This is a genomic window from Escherichia sp. WS568, from assembly GCF_046486085.1.
Taxonomy (GTDB): domain Bacteria; phylum Pseudomonadota; class Gammaproteobacteria; order Enterobacterales; family Enterobacteriaceae; genus Escherichia; species Escherichia coli.
In genome coordinates this window covers 1-15,224 of record NZ_JBJQMC010000041.1, presented here as the reverse complement: position 1 = coordinate 15,224, position 15,224 = coordinate 1, and the positions used below count along the sequence as shown (strand labels likewise).

The window sequence follows — 15,224 nt, the reverse complement described above, 5'->3', positions numbered from 1 at the left end:
TCTGCGTTTCTCCGGTCCTAAGACATCAATCATCTGCTCTCCAATGACTAGTCTAAAAACTAGTATTAAGACTATCACTTATTTAAGTGATATTGGTTGTCTGGAGATTCATGGGGCCAGTCTATAGTTAAAGTACCTTCTGTTTTCAGTGTGATATTACCAAGATATGCACCGGTAATAACATTATAATCACCAGTGGCATGTGTGAACTTTGTAGAAACAGGGAATGTACCTACTACACCAGATTTTATAATGTCTTTTATCTGATTAATTTTCATAGGGGAAATTTTAAGACCAATGTTGGCGATATTAACGCTCCTTTCAGCGCCATTACCCCATAAATAGTGAGCAAGCGCCACAATTGGTGTAGTGACATTACCGCTCATTTGTTTCATATTCATTGAGCGATAGTCATATTGACTTGGCGCTGGTTTTGAGAAGTGGTAAGCGTCATAAACGCTTATTCCAGGGTGAAGAACCAGATTTCGGTCGGCGTTACAGAAGTAACCAATATTTGTCGATATGATCTGCAATGTGAGAGGGTTGCTAGCCCCATGTTTTTTGATGTAATCCTCAAGTTGAGTTAAAGCCTGAAGACACATGTTTGGACTCTGGAAAAAACTATAAACAACCTGGACTAAAAGAGGTCCAGCACCAGGAACATGCGGTGCTGAAAGAGAAAATGCACCATTGCCATAACTTGGTAAGTTAGTTGATGGTGATGGTGCATGAACAGTTAAGGTTTCCATACATAACTCCTTATAAGTTAATAAGATAATAGAGTTCGCGGCTGGCTAACGCTTACACCGGCGAACGAACCCCATGAGAGAGGCTCCCCATAACATTGTTTGCCGGATATGCCGTTAAAAATGGTAGGGAAGCACCTGAACTACCATATATAAGATATATATCTGTACACTCCATTAAATACTGGAAATATATTGAGAACTCTGATATATAATCTATATATAAAAATACAAAAAGGTATATATATGACCAGCAATAAAGATAAGAACAAGAAAGCAAACGAAATATTATATGCATTTTCCATAATCGGTATTATTCCATTAATGGCTATATTAATACTTCGGATAAATAATCCATATTCTCAAGTGCTGTACTACTTATATAATAAGGTTGCATTTCTCCCTTCTATTACATCATTGCATGATCCCGTCATGACAGCACTTATGTCAAACTACAACAAGACAGCACCAGTTATGGGTATTCTCGTTTTTCTTTGCACATATAAGACAAGAGAAATCATAAAGCCAGTAACAAGAAAACTTGTTGTGCAATCCTGTTTCTGGGGGGCCGTTTTTTATGCCATTCTGATTTATATCACACTGTTCTATAATCTGGAACTAACAACAGCAGGTGGTTTTTTTAAATTATTATCTCATAATGTCATCACTCTTTTTATTTTATACTGCTCCATTTACTTTACTGTTTTAACCATGACATATGCGATTTTACTGATGCCATTGCTTGTCATTAAATATTTTAAAGGGAGGCAGTAACACTGCCTTCCTTTTAATTATTTTATGATCTTGTGATTCAACTCATCAACAAATTTATCATCGATAAATGCACCAATAGCACCTGCAATAACTACGCCAACAAAACCAACAACTGTGGCCGGAAGACCAAAGGCTATAAGGGCCGAGCCTAATGTCAAAGAAAACAAACTAAGAGCTACAGCAGCTGGTTACGAACTTAATGGCCAGACTATTTATGTATTGCTCCTGTGGCACACACGAGAAAACAGGTAGATTGTGTGTGGGGACAACTTAACATAGCCTGCAGATATTAATTCTGGAACATTATTATCAGGCCAGATATTTTGCATTCCATTAAATAATCTTGTAGGAGATAAAATGAATTACGATGAAATAACGAAAATTACCGCTGAACGTATTAGCGACTACATGACTGAAGCAGTTAATACAGACTCTATAGCCGTTGCGGAAATGTTTCATAACGCTGCATGGGGAGTGCGAACATTGTGGTTTGAACTCGTCACAAAAATAGATATAGATATACATAAAAAGAACAGGTATGCGAGTTATGATCTTAGAAGGAAAATCGAAATGCAGCATGAAGAGTTTCAGAAAATGACAGAGCGTGAGCAAGTACCTTTATTGAAATCGCCAGAATGATGTTCAGCGACTTCGCCCAGGTATTTTCTTTCGCCCCTTTTATGCCCTGCCGGACATTGTATAAATGTAGGGCGGGCCGCTTGGAATTCGGAAAATAAACCACGTTAAGACTATTTTTTAGTCAAATGACTTTCAGGAATCGCCAGAATGGCGGGACAACAGCGGTTTTGGTGTCCGAAATCGTACAATTCTGAACATCTACGCAAGGGAATGTACGGAAGTAAGCCAAATGGTTATCGGACGGTAGGAGCATTTCGTACATCCTTTACGTTCAGTGAGTTAGCTGGCTTGGATGTAACCACTCGTTCAACTCAATTCTCTTGACGTGGGGAAATCCGTTTTCCAAGCGGACCCCTTATAGGGGGTGAGGGCCCCCTCCCCTTCACTCTTGACTATGTGAACGATAATCATTATCGTTAGTGTTTGTATGGTAATGGGATAGAAAGTAATGGGATAAAAAGTAATGGATAGAAAAAGAACAAAATTAGAGTTGTTATTTGCATTTATAATAAATGCCACCGCAATATATATTGCATTAGCTATATATGATTGTGTTTTTAGAGGAAAGGACTTTTTATCCATGCATACATTTTGCTTCTCTATATTAATGTCTGCAATATGTTACTTTGTTGGTGATAATTATTATTCAATATCCGATAAGATAAAAAGGAGATCATATGAGAACTCTGACTCTAAATGAATTAGATTCTGTTTCTGGTGGTGCTTCAGGGCGTGATATTGCGATGGCTATAGGAACACTATCCGGACAATTTGTTGCAGGAGGAATTGGAGCAGCTGCTGGGGGTGTGGCTGGAGGTGCAATATATGACTATGCATCCACTCACAAACCTAATCCTGCAATGTCTCCATCCGGTTGGTAATGACTCCAACTTATTGATAGTGTTTTATGTTCAGATAATGCCCGATGACTTTGTCATGCAGCTCCACCGATTTTGAAAACGACAGCGACTTCCGTCCCAGCCGTGCCAGGTGCTGCCTCAGATTCAGGTTATGCCGCTCAATTCGCTGCGTATATCGCTTGCTGATTACGTGCAGCTTTCCCTTCAGGCGGGATTCATACAGCGGCCAGCCATCCGTCATCCATATCACCACGTCAAAGGGTGACAGCAGGCTCATAAGACGCCCCAGCGTCGCCATAGTGCGTTCACCGAATACGTGCGCAACAACCGTCTTCCGGAGCCTGTCATACGCGTAAAACAGCCAGCGCTGGCGCGATTTAGCCCCGACGTATCCCCACTGTTCGTCCATTTCCGCGCAGACGATGACGTCACTGCCCGGCTGTATGCGCGAGGTTACCGACTGCGGCCTGAGTTTTTTAAATGGCGGAAAATCGTGTTGAGGCCAACGCCCATAATGCGGGCGGTTGCCCGGCATCCAACGCCATTCATGGCCATATCAATGATTTTCTGGTGCGTACCGGGTTGAGAAGCGGTGTAAGTGAACTGCAGTTGCCATGTTTTACGGCAATGAGAGCAGAGATAGCGCTGATGTCCGGCGGTGCTTTTGCCGTTACGCACCACTCCGTCAGTAGCTGAACAGGAGGGACAGCTGATAGAAACAGAAGCCACTGGAGCACCTCAAAAACACCATCATACACTAAATCAGTAAGTTGGCAGCATCACCATTGTGGCGATACCAGATCAGGCAGAGTATGAGCCGGCGCGGAAACTGCTGGGATAACAGCCCAATGGAACGCTTCTTCAGGAGTCTGAAGAACGAATGGATGCCGGTGGTGGGTTACGAAGCTTCTGCGAGGCCGCTCACGCCATAACGGTCTATATCGTTGGATATTACAGCGCACTAAGACCGCACGAATATAACGGTGGGTTATCCCCAAACGAATCGGAAAATCGATACTGGAAAAACTCTAACTCGGTGGCCAGTTTTTGTTGACCACTTCACACGTTCAATGTCGTTGATGACTTTAACTATGAGGCGTTGTCGATTGAAAACAATCTGAATCTGCCAGCTTCACAAGTGGTAGCGGTACTCTGTAGGTGAACCGCCCCGGGTTTCCTGGAGAGTGTTTTATCTGTGAACTCAGGCTGCCAGATCATCGTTTCCGATGGAAGCATAATAAGCTTTTTCTGCTTCTGCCGGAGGAGTATGGCCCAGCCTTTCCAGCAATCGTCGATTGTTATACCAGTCCACCCACGTGAGTGTGGCCAGTTCCACTTCTGCACGGTTTTTCCAGCTCTTACGGTGTATTACCTCCGCTTTGTAAAGGCCATTGATGCTCTCCGCCATCGCGTTGTCATACGAGTCGCCTGTACTTCCTGTTGATGCCAGTAATCCGGCTTCCTTAAGCCGCTGTGTGTAGGCCAGCGATACATACTGAGAACCTTTATCACTGTGATGGACTGTGCCGGACGGTCGACGGGCCCATAACGCCTGCTCCAGAGCATCCAGCACAAATGTCGTTTCCATAGACGATGAGACCCGCCACCCCACGATGTATCCGGCAAACACATCAATGATGAACGCCACATAGACGACCCCCTGCCATGTGCTGACGTAAGTAGAATCAGCCACCCACAACTGGTCAGGACGTTCTGCCACGAACTGACGGTTTACGCGGTCGCCTGCGACAACGGCTTTCCGGCTGATGGTCGTACGGACCTTTTTACCACGGAGAACACCGGCAAGTCCCATAACCGCCATGAGACGTGCCACAGTGCATCTGGCCACTCTGATACCTTCCCGTAACAACTGACGCCAGACTTTACGCACACCGTATACCTTGTGATTTTCATCGTATACGCGCTGTATCTCTTTCTTCAGCCAGTCATCGCGCTGCGCACGGGCACTGCGTTTATCCGGATGATGTCGCTGTTGCTGACAGTGGTAATACGTTGACGGGGCAATATGCAGTTCGCTGCATAGCGGTCCGACCCCGTACTGCTCACGCAGCTTATCCAGCAGTGGCATCATTTTTTCCAGAGGCGGTCGAACTCCGCCTTCGCAAAATAAGCGGAAGCCTGGCGAAGGATATCGTTACTGCGGCGCAGTTCACGATTTTCACGTTCCAGCTCTTTCAGACGCTGACGTTCAGCGGTGGTGAGCCCGCCATCACCGCCTCCGGTATCCCGCTCATGCTGGCGTACCCAGACACGCAGAGTCTCCGGTGTACAGCCAATCTTTGGGGCAATGGAACAAATTGCCGCCCACTGTGAGTCATATTCGCCCTGACTTTCCAGAACCATACGAATCGCCCTCTGACGGACTTCGGGGGAAAAACGAGTATTTTTAGTCATCCTGTTTACCTCTTTCTCAGGGAGTTTAGTCTCCAGGATTCCCGGGGCGGTTCAAGGATTGCGGAAAACCATGTCTATCCAGCTATGATTCGCATAGATTATGGCCAGGATTTTTTTTATCCAACACGGACGTAATGCGCAGAAAAACATGTAGTAAAACTGGAGATTACCCAATCAGGTAAGTTGGCGCAGAACGCTTTTATCGAGAGTTTTAACCGGACATACCGAACAAAAATACTCGGTTTTTGTCTGTTCAGAACGCTGGATGAAAAGCGGGAACTGGCGGCAAACTGGTTGTCAGAATATAACAGTGAACGCCATATCAACTACTTAACCATATGACACTGGAAGAACATCACTAACGCCATTATTTGGTCACGATCTCAAAAGGTGCATGGAACTAAAACGAGTCTGTTTACAACGCAAGATGGGTTATGTTATAAAGTAACATAAGTGAGTTGGTAAGCATAAAGTAAAGAGGATAACTTATAGTGCTCCCCTTATTTAAAGCATTTTGTTTTTTTTGTATTCTATTGTTAGGCTCAGTATTAATTCGGGGTAATAATAATCTTATTTCACCAGTGGTTAGACAAGAATTTTTTTTATCGAAAAAAACAACCCCATCCTTTTATCAGAAAATTGATGCGTGCTTTAGCAACGTTAATCTTGACTTTACATACAAGTCTGTTGATTACTCAGCATCTACCATTTTGCAATACATTAGAAGATTAATAAGAAAGCTTTACATTAAATAAAAGAGATGCAATTATCAATAAAATAAGAATATCTCGTTAAGAAATATAGCAATATATATGATATTTCAGGAAATAAGTAATCATACATCTATTGATTTATAAAGTATTATTGGAAGGAAGTGTTACATGAACGATTTACGCACTCCCCTCCATTACACTAATAAACACCACCGACTTGGTATTTATAAATTTTCTAATAAAAGCATCATTTTCACTGAAACAAAATAAATATCAATCACTAAGATAATTAACTTATCTGAACAAGTAATCACACTCATATGTTATTAGTTTTCTTATTAATCAGAAAGGAGGGATTTATAAACCAGCAACTTTTTTTGTAGGTGGAGCCACGGTTGATTTCTGATATCAACCACCTGAGTTTATTTTCGTCGAATGGTAATGTCTTGTCGCACAAACGCTATCTGAATAATTAACTGTAATGGCGTTATTGGTATATTTGCCGACATTAACGCTAATAAAGACCCTGATTGCTTCATAATCGCAGGATTTGGCCATTTTGTCTCCCTTTAGATAAGAGTTAACAAAATAACCCCAGGAAGAAGGTACCGGTTTCCACGTTACAGACGTTCCCGGCATAAAGTGTCCGACCAGGGCCTTATTCGCAGTTACCAGCGCCCTGTATGCCCTGATATTTTCTGGAACATGGATGACCGGGGCAGTAATCATACCGGGTTTGACTGACTCCCCTGATATTCTGACATAAAAGGGAATAAATAAAGCGACATGTGGCCACATTGTAAACAAACGTTAAACAAAACAGCATTTTTCAGTTGACTACTACGAGTAAATAAAAAAATATTTATCAAAAACAAACGAGTGGAATGGAGTTAACTTGTCTATGTACTTAAAGATTCTTGCTACTGCACTCTCAGCTCCTGTAGCGTTTGCTGCACTGGCTTCTGATACTGGGCTTTCTTTTACACCGGAGAAAATCAGTACGGAGATTGATTTTGGCACTTTAAGTGGCAAGGCCAAAGAACGGGTTTATCTGCCTGAAGAAAAAGGGCGCAAAGCCAGCCAGCTGGACTGGAAATACAGTAATGCGCCAATTGTCAAGGGGGCATTTAACTGGGATCTGTTACCCAGAGTATCTGTCGGTGCCTCAGGGTGGACAACATTAGCTGGTCGTGGAGGCAATATGGTGGACAGGGACTGGCTGGATACGAGCAATCCCGGAACCTGGACTGATGAGAGTAAACATCCGAATACCCGTCTAAATTTTGCTAATGAATTCGACCTGAATATTAAGGGATGGCTCCTGAATCAACCAGACTATCAGTTAGGTCTTATGGCTGGTTACCAGGAAAATCGTTATAGCTTTACAGCAAAAGGAGGCTCTTATATCTATAGTAGTGAGGGAGGCTTCCGGGATGAAACGGGATCATTTCCAGATGGTGAAAGAGCTATAGGCTACAAACAACACTTTAAAATGCCCTATATAGGGTTAACCGGTAATTATCGGTATGATAGCTTTGAGTTCGGGGGGAGTTTCAAATATAGCGGATGGGTGAAGGCATCGGATAATGATGAGCATTACAACCCTGAGAAAAGGATCACCTATCGTAGCGATGTAAATAATCAGAACTATTACTCTGTCTCACTACATGCTGGTTATTATATTACACCTGCAGCTAAAGTTTATGTCGAAGGAACATGGAACCGTATTACTAATAAGAAAGGTGATACTTCTCTGTACTCCAGAAATTTGAATATATCTGATCACACCAAAAATGGTGCAGGCATTGAAAGCTATAACTTTATGACCACAGCTGGTCTGAAGTATTATTTTTAACCTGAAGCATGCCTGTTTTTAACTTTTTCATGACACTTTAAATATGATAAACAAAAGGCCAGCACTTCTGATGGTGGTCTTTTGATTTTTTATAATATGTGGAGGGTATATGTGCTCAACGATAAAAGTGTTTCTGTTAACTCTTGTATTTTTAAAGATGCTGCCCTGCCACTCTTCATGCATAACGACACAGTGTTATCGACATAAAAATAATTGATAAGCGATGTTAACAATATGAACTTTATTATAATTCTATTACTCGTCAATAATAAGAAGACCATCCAATAAAAACACACGCAATAACCTGAAGGATTCTGCCGTATAAAAATAAACATTGTTTTTACATTTAATCTCTCTTGATTTTGTTTAATCATTGTTTATGTAAGATAATTTATTTTTATAATGATCACATGAAAACAAAAGAGGTTAGATATGAAATTATTATTACTTACAGGTGCAACAGGATTTCTTGGTGGCGCGGTCCTGGATAAGCTGCTGGATAACTGTAATAATATAAATTTGCTACTTTTAGTACGAGCACCTACTCCACAAGCGGGACTGGAAAGAATTAAAGAAAATATGCGTAAATTTAATGTTTGTGAGGAAAGGTTGCATGCATTAACTAATGATAACATCTTGCCTGGGGATCTAAATAATCCGGAAGCCTTTCTCATGGATCCTCGTCTTGATGAAGTCACTCATGTTATAAACTGTGCGGCTATAGCTTCTTTTGGTAATAATCCTTTTATATGGAATGTGAATGTTACAGGTACACTTGCTTTTGCAAGAAGAATGGCAAAAGTGGCAGGACTGAAACGCTTCCTTCATGTTGGTACTGCTATGTCTTGTACACCTCATACGGGGTCGCTAGTTAAGGAAGAGTCTGCTTCATCAGAAACAGGTGAACATTTAGTGGAGTATACGCATTCAAAAGCAACAATAGAATATCTGATGCGTAAGCAGTGTCCTGATTTACCTTTGTTGGTTGCCCGACCATCAATTATTGTTGGCCACAGTCGTTTAGGGTGCTTACCTTCAACCAGTATTTTCTGGGTATTCAGAATGGGGTTAATGTTGCAAAAATTTATGTGCTCTCTGGATGATAAAATAGATGTTATCCCTGTAGATTATTGTGCTGATGCATTGCTAATGTTGCTTGAAAGCTCGTTAATTAATGGTGAGATTGTTCATATATCAGCAGGTAAAGAAAGTAGTGTGACGTTCTCTGCTATTGACGAAGCTGTAGCCCGTGCTTTGAACTGTGATCCTGTTGGAGACAGATATACTAAAGTCAGTTATGACATACTGGCAATGAGCCGTCATGATTTTAAAAATATTTTTGGTCCCTGTAACGAACGCCTTATGTTAAAAGCCATTCGTTTATATGGAGCGTTCAGTATGCTCAATGTTTGTTTCAGTAACGACAAGCTACTGAGTATCGGAATGCCTAAACCGCCAAAGTTTACTGATTATATTAAATACTGTATAGAAACGACAAAACACCTTTCAATTCAACAACAAATGGAAGTTGATTTTAAATAATATTTATCATAATCAGAATTATTGTTGGTGTTGCACTCATAATATATAAAAACGCCGAGGATATGACTTTGTCAATTAAAAATATAAAGCGCATTATTACGGCCTGGAAACCATCTACATTCGAAACGTACAAAAAAACTTTTGAAAAATACGGTGGTAGTGTAAACATGCATCCGGATGTTGTTTCATACTTTATGATACATCATGACTGGAAGTTTGATTTTTTTCACTATGAAAAAGATGGTGATATCAAAGGCTCATATTTTCTGTGCAATGGAAAACAAATTGGGATAATGGCAAGAAGGTCTTATCCTCTTTCATCTGATGAGGTATTAATTCCTTTTTCCCCACATGCAAGATGTTTTTTTCCGGATAAAACTAATAAATTATCAATTATAAATAAACAAAATATTATCAATGCAACATGGAAAATAGCCAGAAAAAAACAAAATTGTATTATAAAGGAATCTTTTTCACCTAAATTTGAAAAAACTCGCCGAAATGAAATCCAGAGATTTATCAGGAATGGCGGAGAGATTAAGTGTATAAGCCAGTTATCCGATAAAGAAATATCCAGCTCTTATATATCACTTTTTCATTCCCGGTTTGGAGGTACCCTACCTTGCTACGAATATGATAATCTGTTAATGTTTATTTCTCACTTACGAGAACTTATGTTTGGCCATGTGCTATTCTGGGATAATAAACCGTGTGCTATTGATATAGTACTGAAATCTGAAAGCTCATGTAATGTTTATTATGACGTTCCAAATGGTGCAGTTCTGAATGATGAGAATTGCATGAAACTAAGTCCGGGAAGTGTCCTTATGTGGCTGAATATAGATAAAGCGCGAAGGTATTGTCAGGATAATAATAAAAAGATGATATATTCTATCGGTGCATTCAGACCTGAATGGAAATATAAACTACTATGGTCTGTTCCCTGTAAGGTTGGTAAATGCTTATGTTAGAATATGTATAAAGGTAAGTAACTATATAAGAGCGTCCAGTCTGCAAATACTCCTCTAAACATGGAGGAGTAGATTTATAATATCATAACATTTACTAAATCGTTTTACATTAATTTCAAATTTGAAATTAATGTATTTTGATAACTATATATTTTTGATTCCGAAAACAGACATTTCTTTCTTTGAGTCAGGGCTTACACTCAAAATATTAATATTGTTTGTGTGAAGACATATTATTCAATAACGATGGTGAGAAATATCTGTACTTTTTCGCATAATCTAACCATTTACTTAATTGTTCATTCTGTGAACAGAATCTGTTTGTTATGTATCAGGTTGATGATGTGATTAAGCAGTCTGAAACCAGAGGAATATGGAGTCAGAAATTTTCAGTTGTCTTTTAAGGGCGTCTGCAGGATTTTTTCTCCGTTTCTGCCTGTCCTGGCATTACCCCAATTCTCCCAAAAACGGTAAACCAGCCCTCAGCCCGCACCATGACTGGCTTAAGACGGGATCCCAGCGGCAAAATGCGCCTTTATGTATTTGGTTTTACCCGCAATAATGCGTGATAATCAAACAAAAGGATCCGCGCGCTGCGATTTATTGTCGTGGAAGGATCCGGGCGTTCAGGTCAGAATACCTGTATCCATAAACAGTGCGTGTGCTACGTGAAAAATAACTCATGAACAATGTCATTCCCCTGCAGAATTCACCTGAACGCGTCTCCCTGTTACCCATTGCGCCGGGGGTGGATTTTGCAACAGCGCTCTCCCTGAGAAGAATGGCCACTTCCACGGGGGCCACACCGGCCTACCTGCTGGCCCCGGAAGTGAGTGCCCTTCTCTTCTATATGCCGGATCAGCGTCACCATATGCTGTTCGCCACCCTCTGGAATACCGGAATGCGTATTGGCGAAGCCCGGATGCTGACGCCGGAATCATTTGACCTGAATGGAGTAAGACCGTTTGTGCGGATCCTGTCCGAAAAAGTGCGTGCGCGACGCGGACGCCCGCCAAAAGATGAAGTGCGCCTGGTTCCGCTGACAGATATAAGCTATGTCAGGCAGATGGAAAGCTGGATGATCACCACCCGGCCCCGTCGTCGTGAACCATTATGGGCCGTGACCGACGAAACCATGCGCAACTGGCTGAAGCAGGCTGTCAGACGGGCCGAAGCTGACGGAGTACACTTTTCGATTCCGGTCACACCACACACCTTCCGGCACAGCTATATCATGCACATGCTCTATCACCGCCAGCCCCGGAAAGTCATCCAGGCACTGGTTGGTCACAGGGATCCACGTTCGATGGAGGTTTATACCAGAGTGTTTGCACTGGATATGGCTGCCACGCTGGCAGTGCCTTTCACAGGTGACGGGCGGGATGCTGCGGAGATCCTGCGTACACTGCCTCCCCTGAGGTGACGGCATACGCGCTTCCTTATATAAGCTGTGGTCAGCAGAACAGACATAACATAAGCTGGAGCATGTATATAAGCTGTAGTGAGTAAGTCATGTTTTATGAAGGGAGCAATGCCTCAGGATCAGGTTACGGGATCACTTACGTAAGGGACAGGCAGATGGCAGCTCAGCTACAGACAGCACTGCAGGAAACAGAATATAAACTGCAGTGAGCAGACCACTCACTGCGCCGGTTAATATAAGCTGTAGTCAGTAAAGGAGCGCTCTTCACTGACTACAGTTTATGTTCAGCGGGATTTGAAGAGTTTTTCCAGGTCATCCAGCGTGATGCCCAGTTTCTCAAGCAGGGCAAGCTTCTCCGCCATCTCCGGACTGACTTTTTCCGCAGGTGAAGGTTGCAACGGATTTTCCTTACTCTCGTCATTCGGCGCTTTTAACCGGGGACGCCGGTAGTGAATACAGAAGAATTTTGTCCGCCCCCGCTGGATCTCCGTGTAATCAAGATATCCAATCTCGCGCAACTGCTCCATTGCCCGTCTGACCGTCTGGTTCTGGGAAAATACAGGAGACTTCAGATTGAGGCGTGCACGCAGCCGCGCCAGCGATATCGGTGCCGGATCCCGGGGCAGGCTCTCTATAAAGGTGTAGAGTGCCTGGGCGGACTCCCGTCGCTTCAGGGCATTAATCGCCTTAAGCTGGAGAAGGACTTTTCTGTCAAACTGGTACAGTTCAAACAGGCGGGGATCGGCCTGTAACTGCACAATATCCCGCTCAGTATCGTAGTAAGCTGACTGTACCAGATGGGTGATATATTCCCGGGTGTGCTTCTCATCGGTACGGGAAAACGAAATCACGGTACCGGCAATGCGCTTCAGGGAAGGGCTGATGCGCTCACGCAGCCTGCGGGATGACTGGCTTGAAGGTATACCACACAGTTTTGCAAACTCAACAAAAGGCAGTTCAACTTTGTCACCAATCACGTTATGGCGGGCAAAGGAATGAATGATCCCCACCCAGGTCTTGAAATCATTATCCATATCCAGGCGGGGGCCGGTGATCTCAACCTTATCGAATCCCTCAGCACGGGCCAGGGAAAGACGTGTCAGCTCTTCCGTGGCATCAGTACGTGACAGTGTATTTTTTTTACTGTTCTTCAGTGATTTAAGGGTCGGTACAAAAACGCCCAGACGCATCAGCGCCACAGGTTGTACGGTGTTGTTATTGTTTGGTGTCAGTGTCACCAGCTCACCGGAGGACTTATCCACCTCGCCGAACAGTTTTTTGATGTCTGAATTTTCGTTTTCCAGAAAGCCTCCAGCCTGTGGACAGTAAAAGAATAAACAGAAAATCGTGTGTCAGAACTCCGCTAACTGACTGAAGAAAAACCTGCAGCCTGTATTTAACAACTGAGTCTGGCATACTGACCATAGTTTATGTCATTAACTTACTTCAGTATATGGATTACTGAATACAGCTTATCATTAGCATGTTACAGTTTATCAGTAACATGCCACAGCTTATGTGATCGTGGTCCCGGCCCATGAGTGACAAGGTTTGCAGCGATATGGGGATCTTTAATGGATCCTTTGTTGATCATTCATGGATCTGTTTACTGGATCGGGCCTCCGGATATGTGGATAAATCATTCCAGAAGGACAGCGCACACAACCGTTTTATGAAAGGGCTTCAGGGCGTACCTGCTCCCTGTAACTACAGATACATTGCGCTTCCTCGCCGGTTCGCGGGCTTCGCCCGGTCACCGGTCTGCGGCGAGCACTGTTTTTTCTGATGTCTGTCTTTACAGGTAATTTTTGACGGAATCTGCCGTACTTCCTGAGCGTACGGTCATATCCGAAGTACACTTCATATGTGTGTTTCAATGCCAGGGATTGTGTATACAAACTACAGGTGTCAGCGCCAGTGATATAAGACGGTAATTCACCATTTGGATTGTCCGCTCCACCCAACATGTTGTTTCCTTAAGGTTCTCACACCAGAAAGGACATCAACATGCTGAGCAGAGAGGACTTTTACATGATAAAGCAAATGCGCCAGCAGGGCGCGTACATTGTCGATATTGCGGCTCAGATTGGTTGCTCTGAACGGACGGTCAGACGCTACCTCAAATACCCTGAACCGCCAGCCAGAAAGACCCGCCACAAAATGGTTAAGCTGAAACCGTTTATGGATTACATCGACATGCGCCTGGCAGAGAATGTCTGGAATAGCGAGGTTATCTTCGCGGAGATTAAGGCAATGGGTTATACGGGCGGACGTTCCATGCTGCGTTACTACATCCAGCCCAAACGTAAAATGCGTCCGTCAAAAAGAACAAGGAGAGAGTTACCGGTTAAAAGAGAAACGTAAAGCTGGAGTGCTGACCAAAAACACAACGCCAATCAGTGATGATGAAATGGTGCAAAGCGGACAGCATCAGTAACGAAAGTATTTAGCGGGCATGAAAATGGCAAATAACGGTCAAACATCGTGGCGTTGACATAGTCGCAGTTTTGGTGAACGAATCACAGACAAAGATGCCATGCACCAGGCTGTTGTTCAGTATGCAGAGCGGGCCGCAGAGAAACTACGTGGGGAGAGTCAGTATTGCCGGCAGGTGACGACATTTGTACGGACATCCCCCTGAACCCTGTTACAGCAATGCCGCTGTGGAAAAGCTTTCATTGCCCACACAGGACAGCCGGGACATTATTGCCGCCGCATGCAGAGCCTTAAACCATGTCTGGCGTGAAGGGTACCGCTATATGAAGGCAGGAGTCATGCTGGCTGATTTCACACCATCGGGTATAGCGCAGCCGGGATTATTTGATGAAATCCAGCCCCGTAAAAACAGTGAAAAGTTAATGAAAACACTCGATGAACTGAACCAGTCGGGAAAAGGGAAAGTGTGGTTTGCGGGGCGAGGAACCGCCCCTGAATGGCAAATGAAACGGGAAATGTTGAGTCAGTGTTATACAACTAAATGGCGAGATATTCCCCTGGCCAGGCTGGGTTAGTTCAGTCATCTCCGAACATATTTTCAGCGTTTCTTCTGGTCTGGTCTTCACCGTCATTTCTCGACAGACTCTGCTCTGTAAGGGGAGTACTGCAATCCACAGACGTATGGAGACCAGATTGTTTTTCCAGTAATTCAATCAATTTCTTTTCAACCGAAAAAGCAGGTAATGACTCCAACTTATTGATAGTGTTTTATGTTCAGATAATGCCCGATGACTTTGTCATGCAGCTCCACCGATTTTGAGAACGACAGCGACTTCCGTCCCAGCCGTGC

At 43.2% G+C, this 15,224-nt stretch carries 10 protein-coding genes, 9 pseudogenes and 1 other annotated feature; of the genes and pseudogenes, 13 read left to right on the top strand and 6 right to left on the bottom strand.

The genetic code is table 11. From position 1 onward, the window contains the following. Nucleotides 1–80 precede the first annotated feature (80 nt). Nucleotides 81–749, bottom strand: a pseudogene (locus tag ACJHWR_RS24525) (lipid II-degrading bacteriocin); the annotation flags it as partial. A gap of 243 nt (nt 750–992) precedes the next feature. Here ACJHWR_RS24525 and cbi point away from each other — a divergent pair. Next, the gene (cbi, locus tag ACJHWR_RS24520; protein ID WP_000203272.1) at nt 993–1,520 is read left to right on the top strand and encodes a colicin B immunity protein; all 528 of its coding nucleotides are present in this window, start codon (nt 993–995) and stop codon (nt 1,518–1,520) included. A 17-nt stretch (nt 1,521–1,537) separates the two neighbouring features. Here the strand turns inward: cbi and ACJHWR_RS24515 are convergent. Further along, a pseudogene (locus tag ACJHWR_RS24515) lies at nt 1,538–1,705 on the bottom strand (colicin-B); the annotation flags it as partial. A 172-nt stretch (nt 1,706–1,877) separates the two neighbouring features. Between ACJHWR_RS24515 and ACJHWR_RS24510 the strand changes: the two are divergent. The 3 genes and pseudogenes from ACJHWR_RS24510 to cvaC form a co-directional block, all read left to right on the top strand. After that, nucleotides 1,878–2,081, top strand: a pseudogene (locus ACJHWR_RS24510) (hypothetical protein); the annotation flags it as partial. A gap of 541 nt (nt 2,082–2,622) precedes the next feature. Next, nucleotides 2,623–2,859, top strand: coding sequence for a colicin V immunity protein (cvi, locus tag ACJHWR_RS24505; RefSeq protein ID WP_014640552.1), 237 nt, complete (start codon nt 2,623–2,625; stop codon nt 2,857–2,859). Then, nucleotides 2,837–3,034: pseudogene (gene cvaC / locus ACJHWR_RS24500) on the top strand (colicin V); the annotation flags it as partial. The gene cvi and the pseudogene cvaC, both read left to right, overlap by 23 nt. Before the next feature lie 16 nt (nt 3,035–3,050). On the opposite strand, the gene ACJHWR_RS24495 reads toward cvaC, so the two are convergent. Further along, a protein-coding gene (locus tag ACJHWR_RS24495) for an IS1-like element IS1B family transposase (protein ID WP_095033700.1) occupies nt 3,051–3,748 on the bottom strand; the annotation gives its coding sequence in 2 pieces (ribosomal slippage) (nt 3,051–3,499 and nt 3,499–3,748; 699 coding nt in all). A 56-nt stretch (nt 3,749–3,804) separates the two neighbouring features. Here ACJHWR_RS24495 and ACJHWR_RS24490 point away from each other — a divergent pair. Next, nucleotides 3,805–4,073 (top strand): annotated as a pseudogene (locus ACJHWR_RS24490) (integrase core domain-containing protein); the annotation flags it as partial. Nucleotides 4,074–4,220: 147 nt separating this feature from the next. Here ACJHWR_RS24490 and ACJHWR_RS24485 read toward each other — a convergent pair. Further along, nucleotides 4,221–5,434, bottom strand: a protein-coding gene (locus ACJHWR_RS24485) for an IS3 family transposase (RefSeq protein WP_182638387.1) whose coding sequence is annotated in 2 segments (ribosomal slippage) — nt 4,221–5,146 and nt 5,146–5,434 — 1,215 coding nt in all. Because the reading frame shifts where the segments join, the coding sequence is not laid out codon by codon here. Further along, nucleotides 5,037–5,153 (bottom strand) — a sequence feature (AL1L pseudoknot). Its footprint overlaps the gene before it by 117 nt. 138 nt (nt 5,435–5,572) lie before the next feature. On the opposite strand from ACJHWR_RS24485, the pseudogene ACJHWR_RS24480 reads away from it, so the two are divergent. From ACJHWR_RS24480 to ACJHWR_RS24460, 5 genes and pseudogenes are all read left to right on the top strand, one after another. After that, nucleotides 5,573–5,796 (top strand): annotated as a pseudogene (locus ACJHWR_RS24480) (integrase core domain-containing protein); the annotation flags it as partial. A 1,252-nt stretch (nt 5,797–7,048) separates the two neighbouring features. Beyond that, nucleotides 7,049–8,002 carry an omptin family outer membrane protease gene (locus ACJHWR_RS24475; RefSeq protein ID WP_000280980.1) on the top strand — a complete coding sequence of 318 codons (954 nt, stop codon included), beginning with the start codon at nt 7,049–7,051 and terminating at the stop codon, nt 8,000–8,002. Nucleotides 8,003–8,434: 432 nt separating this feature from the next. After that, nucleotides 8,435–9,544: an SDR family oxidoreductase gene (locus tag ACJHWR_RS24470; RefSeq protein ID WP_000771475.1), complete on the top strand. Its 1,110-nt coding sequence runs from the start codon at nt 8,435–8,437 to the stop codon at nt 9,542–9,544. A 68-nt stretch (nt 9,545–9,612) separates the two neighbouring features. Continuing rightward, nucleotides 9,613–10,515 carry an antimicrobial resistance protein Mig-14 gene (locus ACJHWR_RS24465; RefSeq protein WP_001312822.1) on the top strand — a complete coding sequence of 301 codons (903 nt, stop codon included), beginning with the start codon at nt 9,613–9,615 and terminating at the stop codon, nt 10,513–10,515. Nucleotides 10,516–11,197: 682 nt separating this feature from the next. Next, a complete protein-coding gene (locus tag ACJHWR_RS24460; RefSeq protein WP_001066954.1) occupies nt 11,198–11,938 on the top strand; it encodes a tyrosine-type recombinase/integrase in 741 nt (246 codons plus the stop codon). Between the two features lie 284 nt (nt 11,939–12,222). On the opposite strand, the gene ACJHWR_RS24455 is transcribed toward ACJHWR_RS24460, so the two are convergent. After that, nucleotides 12,223–13,200, bottom strand: a complete 978-nt coding sequence (locus tag ACJHWR_RS24455) for a RepB family plasmid replication initiator protein (RefSeq protein WP_000361611.1) — start codon at nt 13,198–13,200, stop codon at nt 12,223–12,225. Nucleotides 13,201–13,945: 745 nt separating this feature from the next. Between ACJHWR_RS24455 and ACJHWR_RS24450 the strand changes: the two are divergent. From ACJHWR_RS24450 to ACJHWR_RS24440, 3 pseudogenes are all read left to right on the top strand, one after another. After that, a pseudogene (locus tag ACJHWR_RS24450) lies at nt 13,946–14,275 on the top strand (IS21 family transposase); the annotation flags it as partial. Beyond that, a pseudogene (locus tag ACJHWR_RS24445) lies at nt 14,268–14,375 on the top strand (AAA family ATPase); the annotation flags it as partial. The pseudogenes ACJHWR_RS24450 and ACJHWR_RS24445, both read left to right, overlap by 8 nt. A gap of 60 nt (nt 14,376–14,435) precedes the next feature. Next, nucleotides 14,436–14,949: pseudogene (locus ACJHWR_RS24440) on the top strand (DUF4113 domain-containing protein); the annotation flags it as partial. A 179-nt stretch (nt 14,950–15,128) separates the two neighbouring features. On the opposite strand, the gene ACJHWR_RS24435 reads toward ACJHWR_RS24440, so the two are convergent. Continuing rightward, the coding region (locus ACJHWR_RS24435) for an IS1 family transposase (protein WP_000851394.1) at nt 15,129–15,224 on the bottom strand (96 nt) is incomplete at its 5' end.

Bases quoted from the DNA above. Each gene is read 5' to 3' on its own strand.
- cbi (WP_000203272.1), top strand. From the start codon at position 993: ATGACCAGCAATAAAGATAAGAACAAGAAAGCAAACGAAATATTATAT.
- cvi (WP_014640552.1), top strand. From the start codon at position 2,623: ATGGATAGAAAAAGAACAAAATTAGAGTTGTTATTTGCATTTATAATA.
- ACJHWR_RS24475 (WP_000280980.1), top strand. From the start codon at position 7,049: ATGTACTTAAAGATTCTTGCTACTGCACTCTCAGCTCCTGTAGCGTTT.
- ACJHWR_RS24470 (WP_000771475.1), top strand. From the start codon at position 8,435: ATGAAATTATTATTACTTACAGGTGCAACAGGATTTCTTGGTGGCGCG.
- ACJHWR_RS24460 (WP_001066954.1), top strand. From the start codon at position 11,198: ATGAACAATGTCATTCCCCTGCAGAATTCACCTGAACGCGTCTCCCTG.